Annotated in this window: 15 protein-coding genes; 5 read left to right on the top strand and 10 right to left on the bottom strand. The window is 70.4% G+C overall.

All coding sequences use genetic code 11. The features are described from left to right. Nucleotides 1–30: 30 nt before the first annotated feature. Both OG734_RS39875 and OG734_RS39870 read left to right on the top strand, forming a co-directional pair. Nucleotides 31–1179 (top strand): FMN-binding protein, encoded by a 1149-nt coding sequence (locus OG734_RS39875; protein WP_330292278.1) that lies wholly within the window; start codon nucleotides 31–33, stop codon nucleotides 1177–1179. A gap of 43 nt (nucleotides 1180–1222) precedes the next feature. Continuing rightward, nucleotides 1223–1960: an FAD:protein FMN transferase gene (locus OG734_RS39870; protein ID WP_330293955.1), complete on the top strand. Its 738-nt coding sequence runs from the start codon at nucleotides 1223–1225 to the stop codon at nucleotides 1958–1960. A gap of 90 nt (nucleotides 1961–2050) precedes the next feature. On the opposite strand, the gene OG734_RS39865 is transcribed toward OG734_RS39870, so the two are convergent. Genes OG734_RS39865 through argC form a run of 6 tightly spaced genes read right to left on the bottom strand, consistent with a single transcriptional unit; the run spans nucleotide 2051 to nucleotide 7044 of the window. Continuing rightward, complete coding sequence (locus OG734_RS39865) at nucleotides 2051–2587, bottom strand: arginine repressor (protein ID WP_189146281.1); 537 nt, start codon at nucleotides 2585–2587, stop codon at nucleotides 2051–2053. A gap of 21 nt (nucleotides 2588–2608) precedes the next feature. Next, entirely contained in the window at nucleotides 2609–3814 is a 1206-nt protein-coding gene (locus tag OG734_RS39860; protein WP_330292277.1) for an acetylornithine transaminase, read from the bottom strand. Next, entirely contained in the window at nucleotides 3811–4722 is a 912-nt protein-coding gene (gene argB, locus OG734_RS39855) for an acetylglutamate kinase (RefSeq protein ID WP_330292276.1), read from the bottom strand. Before argB ends, OG734_RS39860 begins: the two co-directional genes overlap by 4 nt. Then, nucleotides 4719–5870, bottom strand: coding sequence for a bifunctional glutamate N-acetyltransferase/amino-acid acetyltransferase ArgJ (gene argJ, locus OG734_RS39850; protein ID WP_330292275.1), 1152 nt, complete (start codon nucleotides 5868–5870; stop codon nucleotides 4719–4721). Before argJ ends, argB begins: the two co-directional genes overlap by 4 nt. Continuing rightward, on the bottom strand, nucleotides 5867–6019 hold the full coding sequence (locus OG734_RS39845) for a hypothetical protein (protein ID WP_330292274.1): 153 nt from the start codon (nucleotides 6017–6019) through the stop codon (nucleotides 5867–5869). The genes argJ and OG734_RS39845 overlap by 4 nt, the downstream gene beginning before the upstream one ends. Beyond that, nucleotides 6016–7044, bottom strand: a complete 1029-nt coding sequence (gene argC / locus OG734_RS39840) for an N-acetyl-gamma-glutamyl-phosphate reductase (RefSeq protein ID WP_330292273.1) — start codon at nucleotides 7042–7044, stop codon at nucleotides 6016–6018. The genes OG734_RS39845 and argC overlap by 4 nt, the downstream gene beginning before the upstream one ends. A 115-nt stretch (nucleotides 7045–7159) precedes the next feature. Here argC and OG734_RS39835 point away from each other — a divergent pair, with 115 nt between their 5' ends. Beyond that, nucleotides 7160–7903: a VOC family protein gene (locus OG734_RS39835; RefSeq protein WP_330292272.1), complete on the top strand. Its 744-nt coding sequence runs from the start codon at nucleotides 7160–7162 to the stop codon at nucleotides 7901–7903. A gap of 665 nt (nucleotides 7904–8568) precedes the next feature. On the opposite strand, the gene OG734_RS39830 is transcribed toward OG734_RS39835, so the two are convergent. Continuing rightward, nucleotides 8569–11043, bottom strand: coding sequence for an alpha-L-arabinofuranosidase C-terminal domain-containing protein (locus tag OG734_RS39830; RefSeq protein ID WP_330292271.1), 2475 nt, complete (start codon nucleotides 11041–11043; stop codon nucleotides 8569–8571). Nucleotides 11044–11176: 133 nt separating this feature from the next. Here OG734_RS39830 and OG734_RS39825 point away from each other — a divergent pair, with 133 nt between their 5' ends. Then, entirely contained in the window at nucleotides 11177–11635 is a 459-nt protein-coding gene (locus OG734_RS39825) for a DUF6314 family protein (RefSeq protein ID WP_330292270.1), read from the top strand. On the opposite strand, the gene OG734_RS39820 is transcribed toward OG734_RS39825, so the two are convergent. From OG734_RS39820 to OG734_RS39810, 3 genes are all read right to left on the bottom strand, one after another. After that, nucleotides 11632–12225 (bottom strand): histidine phosphatase family protein, encoded by a 594-nt coding sequence (locus tag OG734_RS39820; RefSeq protein ID WP_330292269.1) that lies wholly within the window; start codon nucleotides 12223–12225, stop codon nucleotides 11632–11634. The two genes, OG734_RS39825 and OG734_RS39820, sit on opposite strands and share 4 nt — an antisense overlap. A 119-nt stretch (nucleotides 12226–12344) precedes the next feature. Continuing rightward, nucleotides 12345–12785, bottom strand: a complete 441-nt coding sequence (locus tag OG734_RS39815; RefSeq protein ID WP_330292268.1) for a GNAT family N-acetyltransferase — start codon at nucleotides 12783–12785, stop codon at nucleotides 12345–12347. A gap of 64 nt (nucleotides 12786–12849) precedes the next feature. Next, nucleotides 12850–14313, bottom strand: coding sequence for an aminotransferase-like domain-containing protein (locus OG734_RS39810; protein WP_330292267.1), 1464 nt, complete (start codon nucleotides 14311–14313; stop codon nucleotides 12850–12852). Here OG734_RS39810 and OG734_RS39805 point away from each other — a divergent pair. Continuing rightward, nucleotides 14312–15271, top strand: a complete 960-nt coding sequence (locus OG734_RS39805; RefSeq protein ID WP_330292266.1) for a DMT family transporter — start codon at nucleotides 14312–14314, stop codon at nucleotides 15269–15271. The genes OG734_RS39810 and OG734_RS39805 overlap by 2 nt on opposite strands. The last annotated feature ends 3 nt before the right edge of the window (nucleotides 15272–15274 follow it).

The following is a 15274-nucleotide window of genomic DNA, read 5'->3' as shown; positions in this document are numbered from 1 at the left end:
ATGAAGAAGAGTCACCCTTTTAGGCGCATCATGCTGGCGAGCGCCGCCACGGTCTCCGGAATCGTCCTGCTGCTGACGCTGAAGCCGTCGTCGGACCCCGGAGGCGCGCAGGCGGCCGGCGCCCTGCCACAGCAGACGGCTGCGGCGCAGGAGTCGGCCCAGGGCGGCGCGGCCGCCAAGGACGGCAGCTTCACCGGCGACACCGTCCAGACCCAGTACGGCCCGGTCCAGGTCCGCATCACGGTGAGCGGCGGCAAGATCACCAAAGCGGAGGCGCTCCAGCAGCCCAAGGGCGGCCAGAGCGACCAGATCTCCGGCAACGCGATCCCCAAACTCAACCAGGAAGCGGTCACGGCCGGCACCGGCGGCAGTGTCGACGCGATCTCCGGCGCCAGCTACACCAGCGCCGGCTACGGGAAGTCGCTCCAGTCCGCGCTGGACAAGGCCAGCGCGGGTACGGGCGCCGCCACCGGTGGCGGCGGTGCGGCCCAGGCCGCCACGGTCACCGGCGACGCGGTCGACACCCAGTACGGCCCGGTCCAGGTCCGCATCACGGTGAGCGGCGGCAAGATCACCAAGGCGGAGGCCGTCAAGGCCCCGACCGGCGGCCAGAGCACCCAGATCTCCGGCAACGCCGTACCCAAGCTCAACCAGGAAGCGGTCGCCGCCGGCAACGCGAACATCGACGCGATCTCGGGCGCCAGCTACACGAGCGCCGGCTACAAGAAGTCGCTCCAGTCCGCCCTGGACAAGGTTCCCGCTGCGGAATCGGACAAGGGGACGGGCGCGGGGGCGGCTCCAGCCGACCCGACAGCGGGCTCGGCAGCGGGCTCAGCGACGGGCTCAACGACGGGCTCCGGTGCCGCGGAGAGCGGTGCGGCGGCGGGCGGGGCGACCTCCGACGGCGGTGGCACGTACACCGGAAGCGTGGTCCAGACGGAGTACGGCCCGGTGCAGGTCCGGGTCACGCTGACCAAGGGCAGGATCACCTCGGCGTCGGCGGTCCAGGCGCCCAGCGGTGGCCGGAGCGACCAGGTCTCCGGCGACGCGATCCCCAAGCTCAACCAGGAAGCGGTGACAGCGGGCGATGGCGACATCGACGCGGTGTCCGGCGCCAGCTACACCAGCGCCGGCTACAAGAAATCCCTCCAGTCGGCCCTGGACCAGGCCGGTGGTTGATCCCGCCGAAGCTCCCGTCGCGGTACGCCATGCGGAGGAGGTCATGGGGACCGTCTTCTCCTTTGACGTCCGCGGCGGGAACCCCCGTGCGGTCGGGTCGGCGCTGGCAGCAGCGATCGCCGGACTGCACCAGGTCAACGAAGTGTTCAGCACCTACCGGGAGAACAGCCAGATCTCCCGGCTCGCCCGCGGTGAGGTCTCCGTCGCCGACTGCGACCCCGAGGTCGCCGAGGTACTCGGCCTGTGCGCCGAGGCGGAGCGGGTCAGCGAGGGGTGGTTCAGCCACACCTACCAGGGGCAGATCGACCCGACCGGCCTGGTCAAGGGCTGGGCTGCGGAACGCGCGGCCAGAACACTGACCGCGGCAGGGGTGAGCGGCGTCAGCGTCAACGGCGGCGGGGACGTCCAGCTGTGCGGTGCGCCGGGCCCGGGGCGCCCTTGGCGGGTAGGTGTGTCGGACCCCCTGCGCCCCGGCGGTCTGGCGGCCGTGGTCTCGGCGGCGGGCACCGACGAACTGGCGGTGGCCACCTCCGGCACAGCGGAACGCGGCACCCACATCGTCGACCCCCGCACCGGCAAGTCCGCGGTGACGGACCTGGTCGCGGTGACGGTCGTAGCCCCGAAACTGACGTGGGCGGACGCCTGGGCGACGGCGGCCTTCGCGATGGGGTCGAGGCAGGCACTGCGGTGGCTGGAGTCGCTCCCGGACGTGGAGGCCCTGCTGATCACGGCGGGCGACGAGGTCAGGTGCACAGGGGGCCTTGCGAGAAGGCTGGGCTGAGGCTTTCAGGGGCGCGGGGCTGTATCGATTTGCGGCTCCGCCGTGTGGACGCGACAAACCCCCACCGGCCCGCGCCCAGAACCCAACCGCTCAATGGTTCTTCTGAGCCAACGCCAACAAATGATCAGCCAACGCCTGTCCCCCCACAGGATCCCGGCTGATCAGCATCAACGTGTCGTCCCCGGCGATCGTCCCCAAAATATCGTGCAGCTCGGCCTGGTCGATCGCCGACGCCAAGAACTGCGCGGCCCCCGGAGGGGTCCGCAGGACCACGAGATTCGCGGAAGCCTCCGCGGAGATCAGCAACTCCGCGGACAGCCGCCGCATCCGCTCCTCCTTCGCCGACTCCCCCAGCGGAGCGCGAGGCGTACGGAACCCGCCCTCGCTCGGCACCGCGTAGATGAGATCGCCGTCGGTGTTGCGGATCTTCACCGCGTTCAGTTCGTCCAGGTCCCTGGACAGCGTCGCCTGCGTGACGGTCAGCCCGTCGTCCGCGAGCAGCTTCGCCAACTGACTCTGCGACCGCACCGGTTGCCGGTTGAGGATGTCCACGATCCGGCGGTGGCGTGCGGTGCGGGTCTGCGGTACGGCAGGCCCCGCGTGCTCGTGATCCTGCGCCTGCGTCATCGTCGTCGTCTCATTCCCCGGTCAGTCCTTCCCGTCAACCGCGTCAAGGATCCCGGGAAGTGCCTGGAGGAACGCGTCCACTTCGGCGTCACCGATGTTCAGCGGCGGCATGAGCCGTACGACATCGGGAGCGGGCGCGTTCACCAGGAACCCGGCGTCCTGAGCCGCCTGCTGCACCTGGGGCGCGAGGGGCTCGTTGAGCACGATACCCAGGAGAAGTCCCGCGCCCCGGACACAATCGATCAACGAGTGGCCCGCACCCTCGATTCCGTCCCGCAACTTCTCGCTCTGCCGCTTGACGTTCTCCAGCAACCCCTCGTTCGAGATGGTGTCGAGAACGGCGAGTCCGGCGGCGCAGACGACCGGGTTGCCGCCGAACGTCGTACCGTGCTGGCCGGGCTGGAGCAGGTCGGCGGCGCGGCCGAAGGCGACGGTCGCGCCGAGGGGCAGTCCGCCGCCGAGGCCCTTCGCGAGGGTGACGACGTCGGGCAGGACGCCGTCGTGGGCCTGGTACTCGAACCAGTGCCCGGTACGGCCGATGCCGGTCTGCACCTCGTCGAGGACGAGCAGGGCGCCGGTGGCGGCGGTGATCGCGCGCGCGGCCTTCAGATAGCCGGCGGGCGGGACGACGACGCCGTTCTCGCCCTGGATCGGCTCGATGATGACGAGGGCGGTCTCGTCGGTCACGGCGGCGGCCAGTGCCTGCGCGTCGCCGTACGGGACGTAGGTGACGTCACCGGGCAGCGGCACGAAGGGCTCCCGCTTTCCGGGCTGACCGGTGAGCGCGAGGGCGCCCATGGTCCGGCCGTGGAAGCCGCCCTCGGTGGACACCATGTGCCCCCGTCCGGTCAGCCGGCCGATCTTGAAGGCGCCCTCGTTGGCCTCGGCCCCCGAGTTGCAGAAGAACACCTTGCCGTCCCGGCCGAAGCGCTGGAGCAGCTGTTCGGCAAGCGCGACGGGCGGTTCGGCGACGAAGAGGTTGGAGACATGGCCGAGGGAGGCGATCTGGGTGGAGACGGCCTCGACGATCGCCGGGTGCGCGTGGCCGAGCGCGTTGACGGCGATGCCGCCCACGAAGTCGACGTACGCCTTGCCGTCGGCGTCCCACACCGTGCTGCCCGCGCCGCGGACGAGGGGCAGCCGGGGGGTGCCGTAGTTGTTCATGAGCGCGCCCTGCCAGCGCTGCGTCAGCTCCTGGTTGGCGCTCAGGTCCTGGCCGGCGTTCATGCGGCATCCCCCTCTTCTTCCGCATCGGGCACGACCATCGTGCCGATGCCCTCGTCCGTGAAGATCTCCAGCAGGATCGAGTGCTGGACCCGGCCGTCGATGACACGGGCGGTGTTCACACCGTTGCGTACGGCGTGCAGACAGCCCTCCATCTTCGGCACCATGCCGGAACTCAACTCCGGGAGCAGCTTCTCCAGTTGGGAAGCGGTGAGGCGGCTGATCACCTCGTCGGAGTTGGGCCAGTCCTCGTAGAGGCCCTCGACGTCCGTGAGGACCATGAGGGTTTCGGCGCCCAGTGCCGCAGCGAGTGCCGCAGCCGCCGTATCAGCATTGACGTTGTAGACATGTCCGTCGTCCTGGCTACGGGCGATCGACGAGACGACCGGGATACGGCCGTCGGCGAGCAGCGCCTCGATCGCGCCCGTGTCGATCGCGGTGATCTCGCCCACCCGCCCGATGTCGACCAACTCCCCGTCGATCTCCGGCTGATGCTTGGTGGCGGTGATGGTGTGCGCGTCCTCGCCGGTCAACCCGACGGCGAGCGGCCCGTGTTGGTTGAGCAGTCCGACCAGCTCCCGCTGGACCTGTCCGGCCAGCACCATGCGTACGACGTCCATGGCGTCCTCGGTGGTGACCCGGAGACCGGCCTTGAACTCGCTCACGATGCCGTGCTTGTCGAGGGCGGCGCTGATCTGCGGGCCGCCGCCGTGCACGACGACGGGCTTGAGGCCGGCCTGGCGCAGGAAGACGACGTCCTGTGCGAAGGCGCCCTTCAACTCCTCGTCCACCATGGCGTTTCCGCCGAACTTGATGACGACGACCTTGCCGTTGTGGCGGGTCAGCCAGGGCAGCGCTTCGATGAGGATCCTGGCCTTGGGCAGGGCGGTGTGCTTGCGAGTAGTGCTCATGACGAGTACGCGCTGTTCTCGTGGACGTAGTCCGCGGTGAGGTCGTTGGTCCAGATGGTGGCGGTCTCGGTGCCGGCGGCGAGGTCGGCGACGATGTGGACCTCGCGGTAGCGCATGTCGACCTTGTCGCGGTCCTCGCCGACGCCGCCGTTCTTGCAGACCCAGACGCCGTTGATGGCGACGTTGAGCTGGTCGGGCTCGAAGGCGGCAGCGGTCGTACCGATGGCGGAGAGGACGCGGCCCCAGTTGGGGTCCTCGCCGTGGATGGCGCACTTGAGGAGGTTGTTGCGGGCGATGGAGCGGCCCACCTCGACGGCGTCGTCCTCGCTGGCCGCGTTCACGACCTCGACCTTGATGTCCTTGCTGGCACCCTCGGCGTCCCGGATGAGCTGCTGCCCGAGATCGTCACAGACGGCCCGTACGGCCTCCGCGAACTCGGCCTGTTCCGGGGCGACTTCGGAGGCACCGGAGGCGAGCAGCAGCACGGTGTCGTTGGTGGACATGCAGCCGTCGGAGTCGACCCGGTCGAAGGTCGTCCTCGTGGCCGCGCGGAGCGCCTTGTCCAGGTGCTCGCTGTCCACGTCGGCGTCCGTCGTGAGGACGACGAGCATGGTGGCGAGGCCGGGGGCGAGCATGCCCGCACCCTTGGCCATGCCGCCCACGGTCCAGCCGTTCTTGCTGACGACGGCCGTCTTGTGGACGGTGTCGGTGGTCTTGATGGCGATGGCCGCCTTCTCGCCACCGTGCTCGGAGAGTTGACCGGCGACGGTCTCAACTCCCGCCAGCAGCTTGTCCATCGGCAGGAGCAGACCGATGAGTCCGGTGGAGGCGACCGCGACCTCCCCGGCGTTCAGGCCGAGGGTGTCGGCGACCTTCTCGGCGGTGGCGTGGGTGTCCTGGAACCCCTTGGGACCCGTACAGGCATTGGCGCCACCGGAGTTGAGGACGACGGCGGAAACGATGCCGCCCTTCAGTACCTGCTCCGACCACAGCACCGGCGCGGCCTTGACGCGGTTGGAGGTGAAGACGCCGGCGGCGGCGAGGCGGGGCCCGTTGTTGACCACGAGGGCCAGGTCCGGGTTGCCGTTCTCCTTGATCCCGGCGGCGATGCCCGCCGCCGTGAACCCCTGTGCTGCCGTGACACTCACTGCATCTCCTCGTTCGCCCCGCCGCGGTAGCGGCTCATGTCTCCGTCGCCCGTGCAGCGCAGAGGTGCGGGTTTCTCCCCCAGTGCCTTAAGGGCCTGGGAGGTGCCCCCAGTTGTCTGCGGCCCGGTGGCTGCACGTGCGTCGCTCACGGTGCGACTCCGATCGTGGAAAGCCCGGTGGTCTCGTCGAGCCCGAGGGCGATGTTCATGCTCTGGACGGCACCGCCCGCGGTGCCCTTGGCCAGGTTGTCGATGGCGCTGATCGCGATGATGCGGCGCACGGACTCGTCGTACGCGACCTGCACCTGAACGGCGTTGGAACCGTAGACGGACGCCGTGGCGGGCCACTGCCCCTCCGGGAGGAGGTGCACGAACGGCTCGTCGGCGAACGCCTTCTCGTACGTGGCGCGCACGGACTCGGCGGTGACGCCGGGCCTGGCGGCGGCGGTGCAGGTGGCCAGGATGCCGCGGGACATGGGGGCGAGGGTGGGCGTGAAGGAGACGGCGACGGGCGAGCCTGCGGCGCCGCTGAGGTTCTGGACGATCTCGGGCGTGTGCCGGTGACCGCCGCCGACCCCGTACGGAGACATGGACCCCATGACCTCGCTGCCCAGCAGATTCGTCCTGGCCGCCTTGCCGGCGCCGGAGGTCCCGGAGGCGGCGACGATCACGGCCTCTGCCTCGGCAAGCCCGGCGGCGTACGCCGGGAAGAGGGCGAGGGAGACGGCAGTCGGATAGCAACCGGGCACCGCGACACGCTTGGACCCCTCCAGCGCGGCGCGGGCACCCGGCAGTTCGGGGAGGCCGTAGGGCCAGGTCCCGGCGTGCGCGGAGCCGTAGAACTTCTCCCAGTCGGCCGCGTCGTGGAGCCGGAAGTCGGCACCCATGTCGACGACAAGCACATCCGGCCCGAGCTGCTCGGCGACCGCGGCGGACTGCCCGTGCGGCAGCGCGAGGAAGACGACATCGTGCCCGGCGAGCACCTCGGGGGTGGTCTCCTGGAGCACACGGCCGGCCAGCGGCAGCAGGTGCGGCTGTAGCGCACCTAGCCGCTGCCCGGCGTTGGAGTTGCCGGTCAGGGCGCCGATCTCGACCTCGGGGTGGACGAGGAGCAGGCGCAGCAGTTCCCCGCCCGCGTACCCACTCGCTCCGGCCACCGCCACACGTACCGCCATGGAACCCTCCTCCTCGATGGCATGACTATACGTTTCGCTGCACGTTTATGCAATATGGTGGATCAGTATGCGGCGCCGGGCGATGCCGGAGCAGGCCGTGCCTAGGATCATCGGCATGACGCTGCGACCTGTCCTGGTGAACATAAAGGCGCTTGATGACTCGGCGGTCGGCCGGTTCTGGGCGGAGGCGCTCGGCTGGCAGGTCTCCAGCCCGGAGCCCGGCGCGACCGCCGTTCAACCCGTCGGCTTCGACTGGCGGGACCCGGCCGGCGTATGCGTCGACGTCATCGCCGTCCCGGAACCCAAGACGACGACTAAGAACCGTGTGCACATCGATCTCGCCACCACCTCCGCGGCCCATCAGGCGGAGCTGGTCGCGCGCCTGAAGGCTCTCGGCGCGACTCCCGCCGACGTGGGCCAGGGCGACGTGCCGTGGACAGTCCTCGCCGACCCGGAGGGCAACGAGTTCTGCGTGCTGGAGCCCCGGGACGTCTACCGGGACACCGGACCGATCGCCGCGATCGTGGTCGACTGCGTGGATCCCCGGGCCATGGCCCGGTTCTGGGACGAGGCGGTGGACTGGACCCTGCACGAGGTGACTGACGATCATGCGGTGTTGCGCGACACCAGAGGTGTCGGCCCTTATCTCGAGTTCCTCCGCAAGCCCGATGTGAAGGCCGTGCCGGACCGCGTCCATCTTGACCTGGCGCCGGACCCCGGTGACGACAAAGCGGCGGAGGTGGCCCGGCTGCGGGCCCTCGGCGCCACCGACCTCGACGTCGGCCAGGGCGACGTCCCGTGGACGTGCCTGGCCGACCCGGAGGGCCACGAGTTCTGCGTCCTCGCCCGGTCGTCCTGACGCGGAGCCTCGACGGCACCCCGACGCGTGGGCGCCCGTGGCGCGACGACACGGCTACGGCCTTCGCCTAGCAGAAGGAGGCCCGGCTCGCCGTCGGCCGTAGGGCGGCGGGCCCCGGCTGGTGCTGCTGTCCCCCACCGGCTCGGCCATCCCGGCGGCGGCCGACGGCACGACGAGGGTGGCGGCAGCGTGTCTGCGCAACGCCACCACCGTCGGCACGTGGCCCACCGGGCACGGGCACGGAACGGCCGAGCGACCGGTCGATGTGATCGCCGCCGGTGAGCGCCGGCCCGACGGCAGCCTGCGCCCGGCCCTGGAGGACCTGCTGGGCCGGGCGCCGCAGTCGCCTCGCTGGACATCCACGGCAGCGGTCGTACGTCCCTCTCGCCCGAGGCCGGTACGGTCGCCACCGCCTGCACCGCCGCCCCGGACGCCGCCGCCGACGTACTCGCGAGCACCTCGGGCCGGGAACTGGTCGACGGCGGCTTCCCCGAGGACGTGGCGATCGCCACGGAGACGGACGCCAGCGTGGTGGTGCCGGTCCTCGTCGACGGGGCGTCCGTCGCGGCCACCGGCTGATCAGCCGAACCGGGTACGGGTGGCCCAGGCACCCTCCGGCACCTGGGCCACCCGTCCGGTCAGCCGTTCCCGTCACCCAGTTCCCGTCACCCCTTCTTGATCCGCAGGAAGGTGACGGAGTTCGCCGGGAACGTGTACGTGAACTTCCTCGCGACGCCCGTGAACGTCGACCTCACCGGCGCCACCGGGGTCGCCGTCTCGCTGTTCACCGCGTCCGGCGCGGCGGCCAGCGTGGTCACCGCGGCCTTGGACCTGACCTTCACCTTGCCGAGGTCGATCGTCGTACGGGCCTGCGCCGCCTGGGCGTTGACGACCTTGACGATCAGATCGCCGGTCTTCGCGTCCTTGGTGACGATCTGGCGGAACGGCTCGGCCGGCTTGTCGTCGGTGAAGCTCCCCCACTCCTGGCCGTCGAGGTACATGGTGACCTGCCGGCCGCGCACCTTGACGTCGATGTCGTAGGCGCGTCCCGTCTCGATCGAGCCGGCCTTCGACATGAGCGTCGACTTGCCGCCGTCCGAGGCCTGTTCGACGGCATTGAGGGTGTTGTTCCAGCCGCCCAGGTTCCACCAGTAGTAGTTCCCGGTGTCCTTGACCCCGAAGGCGACGAGGAAGCCCTCCTTGCCCGACTTCTTGGTGGCCTTCACATGCAGGTCGTAGTCGTGCCAGGCGGGGTCGCCCGCGGAGACCATGGTGTTCTCGGCGGCGACGTCCGTCTGGACGTACTGTCCGTCCTGGACCGTCCAGCTGCCGCCCCCGGTGTGGGTCCACCGGGAGGCGTCACCCGAGAAGTCGTCGGTCAGCAGCGCCGTGCCGTCCGCGCCGGTGACCTTCACATCGTCGTACGCCGCCGTGGTCGCCCACGTCGACAGGCCGACGGCGCCCGCGATCGGGCCGCTCACCGAGGGCGTGCCGGTGGCGGTGGTGGGCACCACGCGGTCACCGACGTTGTTCATGAACAGCTTCTGCACCTCGTACGAGGGGGAGCCCCAGGACGCGTGGTTGTTGAACCAGATCATGTCCGGACGCCACTGCACATAGTCCTCGTTGGAGAGCAACGGGGCGTACGAGGCGAGCTTGACGACGTCCGCGTTGCGCTCCAGGCCGGTCATGAACGCGGCCTCGGAGAGGGCGTTCTTGAAGGTGTTGCCGCCGGAGGCGTACTCGCCGAGGAAGACCTTGGGGCCGTTCCTGTCGTACGAGTCGTAGCGGTCGTTGTTCTGGAGGAACCAGTTCGTGCTGTTGTAGTAGTGCTCGTCGACCATGTCGACGTTCGCGTCCCGGTTGAGCTTCCATGCGGTGTCGAAGGTCGAACCGCTGTCGTCCGGACCGGAGTTGGAGATGATCGTGATGTCGGGGTACTTGGCCTCGATGGCGGTCCGGAACTCCGTGAAGCGGGCGAAGAACTCGTTCGGCAGGTTCTCCTCGTTGCCCACCTCGAGGTGGGTGAGGTGGAAGGGCTTGGGATGGCCCAGCTGCGCCCGCTTGCGGCCCCACTCGCTCGTCACCGGCCCGTTGGCGAACTCGATCAGATCGAGGGTGTCCTGGATGTGCCGCTTGAGCAGCGCCTCGTCGACGACGGCCTTGTTCTGCCCGCAGCCGGTGACCAGTGCCGGGACGACGGGCAGCGGCATCGCGCCGATGTCCTCCGAGAACTGGAAGTACTCGTAGTAGCCGAGGCCGTAACTCTGGTTGTAGCCCCAGAAGTTGGAGTTGGTGGCGCGCTGCTCGACGGGCCCGACGGTGTCCTTCCACTGGTACGAGCGCTTGCGCTCCCAGTTGGACGCCTCGCTGTAGTCCTGCATGGACCCGGTGTTGACCAGGCAGCCGCCCGGGAAGCGCACGAAGCCGGGATCGAGCGCGGCGATCTTCTCGGCGAGATCCCTGCGCAGCCCGTGGCCCTTGTAGGTGTCCCGGGGCAGCAGCGAAATCATGTCCAGGGCAACGGAGTTGTCCGTCGCGACCGTCAGCCGACCGGCGGTGCTGGAGCGGGTCGCGGTGAACCGCGCCCGGTACTTGGCCCAGCCGCCCTTCACCGCGACCTGGCGGGCCTCGGCGAGGGTGCCCCCGGTGTCGGTGAGGGAGACGGTGAGCGCGCCGGCCTGGTCGGCCCGGGCCCAGAGGGAGAAGTCGTACTTCTTGCCGTCCTCGACCCTGATCCCGGTGTTGTAACCGGAGTTGGTGACGGACGAGCCGGCGCCCAGGGAGAGGTACGTGCGGTTACGGGCGTTCAGGCGCCCGTCGTCGTCAAGGGCCGTCGCCGTACCGCTGACGGCCCAGGAGGTGAGGGGCGTGTACGAGCGGTTGTCGGCGGTGGAGTACTCGAAGGATCGGTTCTGCACGAGTTCGGCGTACAGACCGCCGTCGGCGGCCCGGTTGATGTCCTCGAAGAAGACGCCGTACATCGTGTCGTCGATCTTGGCGCCCTTGGCGGCCGGGTCCACGGTGACGGCGTAGTCGGTGACATCCTCGGCGCCGGCCGAGGTGGGAACGACCGCCGAGACCACCAGGATTGCGGCGGCCGTGAGACCTAGTCTCCAGCGGGTGCGTGTGCGTGACATGGATACTCCGCGGCTCTGTCGATGCAGTTCGGGATACCGGACAATGATCAGCACTTCGAACGGCAACATAGGTATGTGACCGGAGTGCGTCAATGGGGCGTGCGGCAACTCGAGGGTTCGGAGAGGGGGCGGCGTGGGCGAGTTCCGGCCAGTGCCTGATGCGCTGCCATATCTGGCGGGGGGCTGGCTGCTGGAACGGTCGGTGCAGGATCTCGCGGGCGCGGACGAGGGCACTTTCACCGGCACCACGACGTTCAGCCCGTTGCACGACACGGGCCGGAGCGGCCTGTTGCACCATGAGTCCGGCACGTTCGTGTGGCAGGGTGTCGCCCGCCCCGCCGAGCGGATGCTCCACTTCCTCCCGGGCACCGCCCCGGGCACCGCCGACGTACGTTTCGCGGACGGCCGCCCGTTTCACGACCTGGACCTGACGTCGGGCCGATGGGTCACCGACCACCCTTGCGCGGCCGATCTCTACCGCGGCGAGTTCACGGTCCTGGACGCGGACCACTGGCGGACGGTGTGGCGGGTGGCGGGCCCGGCCAAAGATCTCGTCCTCACCACCGACTACACACGCCGCACCACGGTCTAGCCACGCACCGACTGAGTGAGCACACTCTCGAAGCGAAGGTTCCAGCGACCCTTGCGGCCTGTGACGACGGTCGTGGACAAGGGGCGGACGTCGAGGTTCCAGTAGGTCGAGGGCGGTGCCTTCAGGACGTAGACGAGGGCCGCCCGGATGACCGAGGGTTCGGCCACGGCAACGATCCGGCCGCCGTCGTCGAGGGGCCGGGTGTCGAGCCAGCCGCCGACGCGCGAGATGAAGTCCAGCAGCGACTCACCACCGTGGGGCGTGGCGCGCGGATCGGCGAGCCAGGTATCCACGGACTCGGGCTCCCGGGCCATCGCCTCGCCGAGGGTGAGCCCTCGCCAGCGGCCCATGTCACAGTCGCGCAGGGCCAGCTGGACCAGCGGCCCGTAGCCGAGCGCGTCCCCGGTGGCCCGGCTGCGGGGCGTCGGCGAGCAGTAGCGCAGCTCGGCCGCCGCCAGTGGCACCAGATCCTGGGCGGCGCGCTGCACCTCGTCCCAGCCGGCCTGGTCCAGCGGCCGGTCGTCGTCGAAGCGCTCGGCGAGCAGCGGTGAGCTGCGCGCGGCGGCGACGAAGGTGACCCGAAGTTGCATGCGGCGATGGTGGGCCGGGAAAGTTCGCAGGTCAAGTGGCGTTACTCAGGAGTTATCGAGGGTACGCGCCGACCCCTGCCCGATCCCCACAAAGGCTTTACGTCTGCTCCACGAGGGCTTCACTCGAAGTAGAGCGCCATCCATTGATCGGGTTTGGCGAGCGGCCGGAAACCGATCTTCTCGTAGACGCCATGCGCGTCGTGCGTGGCGAGCAGGATGCGGTGCACCCCGAGCGCCCCGAGGTGATCGCGCACCTCGCGCACCATCGCCGTACCGACGCCCGTGCCCCGCGCCGACCGGTCGACATACACATCGCACAGCCACGCGAAGAGCCCTTGATCGGTCACCACCCGCGCGTACGCCACCTGCTCCCCCGAAGTCGAGTCGTACACCCCGAAGTTGAGCGAGTGCGCGATCACGTCCTCGAACTTCGCCCGGGGCCGGTCCAACGCCCAGTAGGCGTCGGTCGACAGCCAGCGGTGCACACGCTCGACATCGACCCGGGCAGGATCGACGGAGATCTCGTAGCCCTCGGGGAGGGCGGGGGCGTCGTCGCTCATGCCCGGAGGTTCCCTCGTCCCGGCCCGCCGTGTCGAACCGTTTTTCTCCGCGGCCCACCCCGCCTCACAGCACCTCGTCACAGGCCGTACGCAGCCTCCGTACCCCCTCCCCGATCTCCCCCGTCCCCGCGACCGCCGCGAAGCTCAACCGCACGTGTGACGCCGGGGGTTCGGCGCTGAAGTAGGGACGGCCGGGGGTGATCGCGACGCCCGCGCGCAGTGCGGCCGCGACAAGGGCGGACTCTCCCCCGGAGCCGAAAGCCTGGGAGGTGCCCCCAGTACCGTCGGCGAGGCGAAGCCAGAGGTGGTAGCCCCCCGAGGGGATGTGGGGCAGGGACAGTTGGGGAAGGGCGGTCAGCAGCGCGGACGTCATGGCATCCCGACGGACCCTCAACTCCGTTGACACCGCGCGCAGATGACGGGGCCAGGCCGGTGAGCCGACGAGTTCCAGGGCCGCTTCCTGCAGCGGGCGAGGGACGAAGAAGGTGTCGACGATCTGGATGGCGCGCAGCCGTTCCAGCACCGGACCCCGGGCCGCGAGCGCGCTCACCCGGAAGCTCGGCGAGGTCGCCTTGGTGAGCGAGCCGACGTGGACGACCACACCGTCGGGGTCCTCCGCCGCGAGCGGGCGCGGCAGTGGCGCCGCGTCCTCGTGCACCAGCCGCCGTACGAAGTCGTCCTCGATCACGAAGGCACCGGCCTCGCGGGCGATCCGCAGCACCTCCGCGCGCCGTTCGGGCGCGAGCACGGCGCCGGTCGGGTTCTGGAACAGGGGCTGGCAGACGAACACCCGGGCGCCGGTCGCCCGGAACGCGTCGGCCAACAGCGGCGGGCGCACCCCGTCCGCGTCCATCGGGACCGGCACCGGGCGCAGGCCGGCCGCGCGGGCGATCGCCAGCATGCCGGGGTAGGTGGGCGACTCGACCAGTACCGGGGCGCCGGGCGGGGCGAGGGCTCGCAGGGCTGTCGTCAGGCCCGCCTGGCCGCCCGCCGTGATCAGCACCTCGGCCGCCGTGACGGCGCCGCCGATGCCCCGCGCGAACCACTCGCGCAGTTCCGGCAGCCCGTCCAGGGGCGGCCGGCCCCACGCCCCGGGACGGCGTCCGGCACGTGAGAGGGCCGCCGCCATCGCCCGCTCGGGCTGGAGGGAGGGGTGCAGATAGCCTCCGTTGAACTCGATCACGCCGGGCGGCGGCGCGGCGAGCGATACGACGACACCGGCGGCGTTCACCGTGCGCGGTACGAGGTCGGCGGCGCCGTCCGCGCTCAGGGCGACCTCCTGCCAGGAGGTGTCCCCGGCGGGGGCGGACGAGGGCCGGGCCTCCGCGCGGTACGCGCCGGCCCCCGGGCGGGTCACGACCAGACCCTCGGCGGCCAGTTGGGCGAGCGCTCTGGAGACGGTCACCGGGCTCACCCGGAAGCGCTCCACCAGCACCCTGCTCGATGGCAGCTTTCCACCTGGAGAGTAGCGGTTGAGTTCCTGTCGCAGCCGATTCGCCAGTTCACCGACACTGCTACGCTCTTGCATGAGAGCACACGATAGCGCTACCGCACCGACTCCGATAGCGGTCAGCAGGCGCACCGAGACCCCGGGCGCCCCCGCCGGTCCACTGTCCGGGAAGCCTCCGGCCTCCCGTTCCGGAACCCTTCAGGCCGCTCTCGGCGTCACCGCCTTCTCACTCACCTTCCCGGCGACGGCCTGGGGGCTGGAGGGCTTCGGTCCGTGGTCGCTGGTGGCCGTGCGGTCCGTCCTGGCGGCGGTCATCGCGGGTGGCTGTCTGCTGGCGGTGCGCGCGCCGCTTCCTGCCCGCCGCTGCTGGGCGGGGCTCGCGGTCGTCGCCGCCGGGGTCGTCGTCGGCTTCCCGCTCCTCACCACGCTCGCCCTGCAGACCTCGACCACATCGCACGCCGCCGTCGTGGTCGGCCTGCTGCCGCTGACGACGGCCCTCTTCTCGGCGCTACGCATGGGCACCCGCCCCTCGCGCACCTTCTGGGCGGCGGCCCTGGCGGGCGCGGCGGCCGTTCTCGCGTTCACCGTGCAGCAGAGCGGCGGCGCCCTGACCAGCGCCGACGCCTATCTCTTCGGCGCCCTGCTGGTGTGCGCGGCCGGCTACACCGAGGGGGGCCGACTGGCCCGGGTCATGCCGGGCTGGCAGGTCATCGGCTGGGCACTGGTGCTGTGCCTGCCGGTCACCGCGCCCGCCGCCGCGCTGGCACTGTCGTACGAGCCCGTACAGCTCACCGCGCACAGCGTGCTCGGGCTGCTGTGGGTGGCGGCGGGGTCGCAGTTCCTCGGCCTGGTCGTCTGGTACCGGGGCATGGCCGCAATCGGTATTCCGAAGGCCAGCCAGTTGCAGTTGGCGCAGCCCCTGCTCACACTGGTGTGGTCGGTCCTGCTGCTGGGCGAGCAGCTGACGCCGGCCGCCCCGCTGACGGCGGCGGCCGTGCTCGTCTGTATCGCCGTCACCCAGCGGGCACGCAGCTAGAAG

It is taken from the genome of Streptomyces sp. NBC_00576, assembly GCF_036345175.1.
GTDB lineage: Bacteria > Actinomycetota > Actinomycetes > Streptomycetales > Streptomycetaceae > Streptomyces.
Note: the sequence above shows the minus strand (reverse complement) of the source record. Positions and strands in the feature narration are given on the sequence as shown.

Bases quoted from the DNA above. Each gene is read 5' to 3' on its own strand.
- OG734_RS39875 (WP_330292278.1), top strand. From the start codon at position 31: ATGCTGGCGAGCGCCGCCACGGTCTCCGGAATCGTCCTGCTGCTGACG.
- OG734_RS39870 (WP_330293955.1), top strand. From the start codon at position 1,223: ATGGGGACCGTCTTCTCCTTTGACGTCCGCGGCGGGAACCCCCGTGCG.
- OG734_RS39865 (WP_189146281.1), bottom strand. From the start codon at position 2,587: ATGACGCAGGCGCAGGATCACGAGCACGCGGGGCCTGCCGTACCGCAG.
- OG734_RS39860 (WP_330292277.1), bottom strand. From the start codon at position 3,814: ATGAACGCCGGCCAGGACCTGAGCGCCAACCAGGAGCTGACGCAGCGC.
- argB (WP_330292276.1), bottom strand. From the start codon at position 4,722: ATGAGCACTACTCGCAAGCACACCGCCCTGCCCAAGGCCAGGATCCTC.
- argC (WP_330292273.1), bottom strand. From the start codon at position 7,044: ATGGCGGTACGTGTGGCGGTGGCCGGAGCGAGTGGGTACGCGGGCGGG.
- OG734_RS39835 (WP_330292272.1), top strand. From the start codon at position 7,160: ATGACGCTGCGACCTGTCCTGGTGAACATAAAGGCGCTTGATGACTCG.
- OG734_RS39830 (WP_330292271.1), bottom strand. From the start codon at position 11,043: ATGTCACGCACACGCACCCGCTGGAGACTAGGTCTCACGGCCGCCGCA.
- OG734_RS39820 (WP_330292269.1), bottom strand. From the start codon at position 12,225: ATGCAACTTCGGGTCACCTTCGTCGCCGCCGCGCGCAGCTCACCGCTG.
- OG734_RS39815 (WP_330292268.1), bottom strand. From the start codon at position 12,785: ATGAGCGACGACGCCCCCGCCCTCCCCGAGGGCTACGAGATCTCCGTC.
- OG734_RS39805 (WP_330292266.1), top strand. From the start codon at position 14,312: ATGAGAGCACACGATAGCGCTACCGCACCGACTCCGATAGCGGTCAGC.
- OG734_RS39810 (WP_330292267.1), bottom strand. From the start codon at position 14,313: ATGCAAGAGCGTAGCAGTGTCGGTGAACTGGCGAATCGGCTGCGACAG.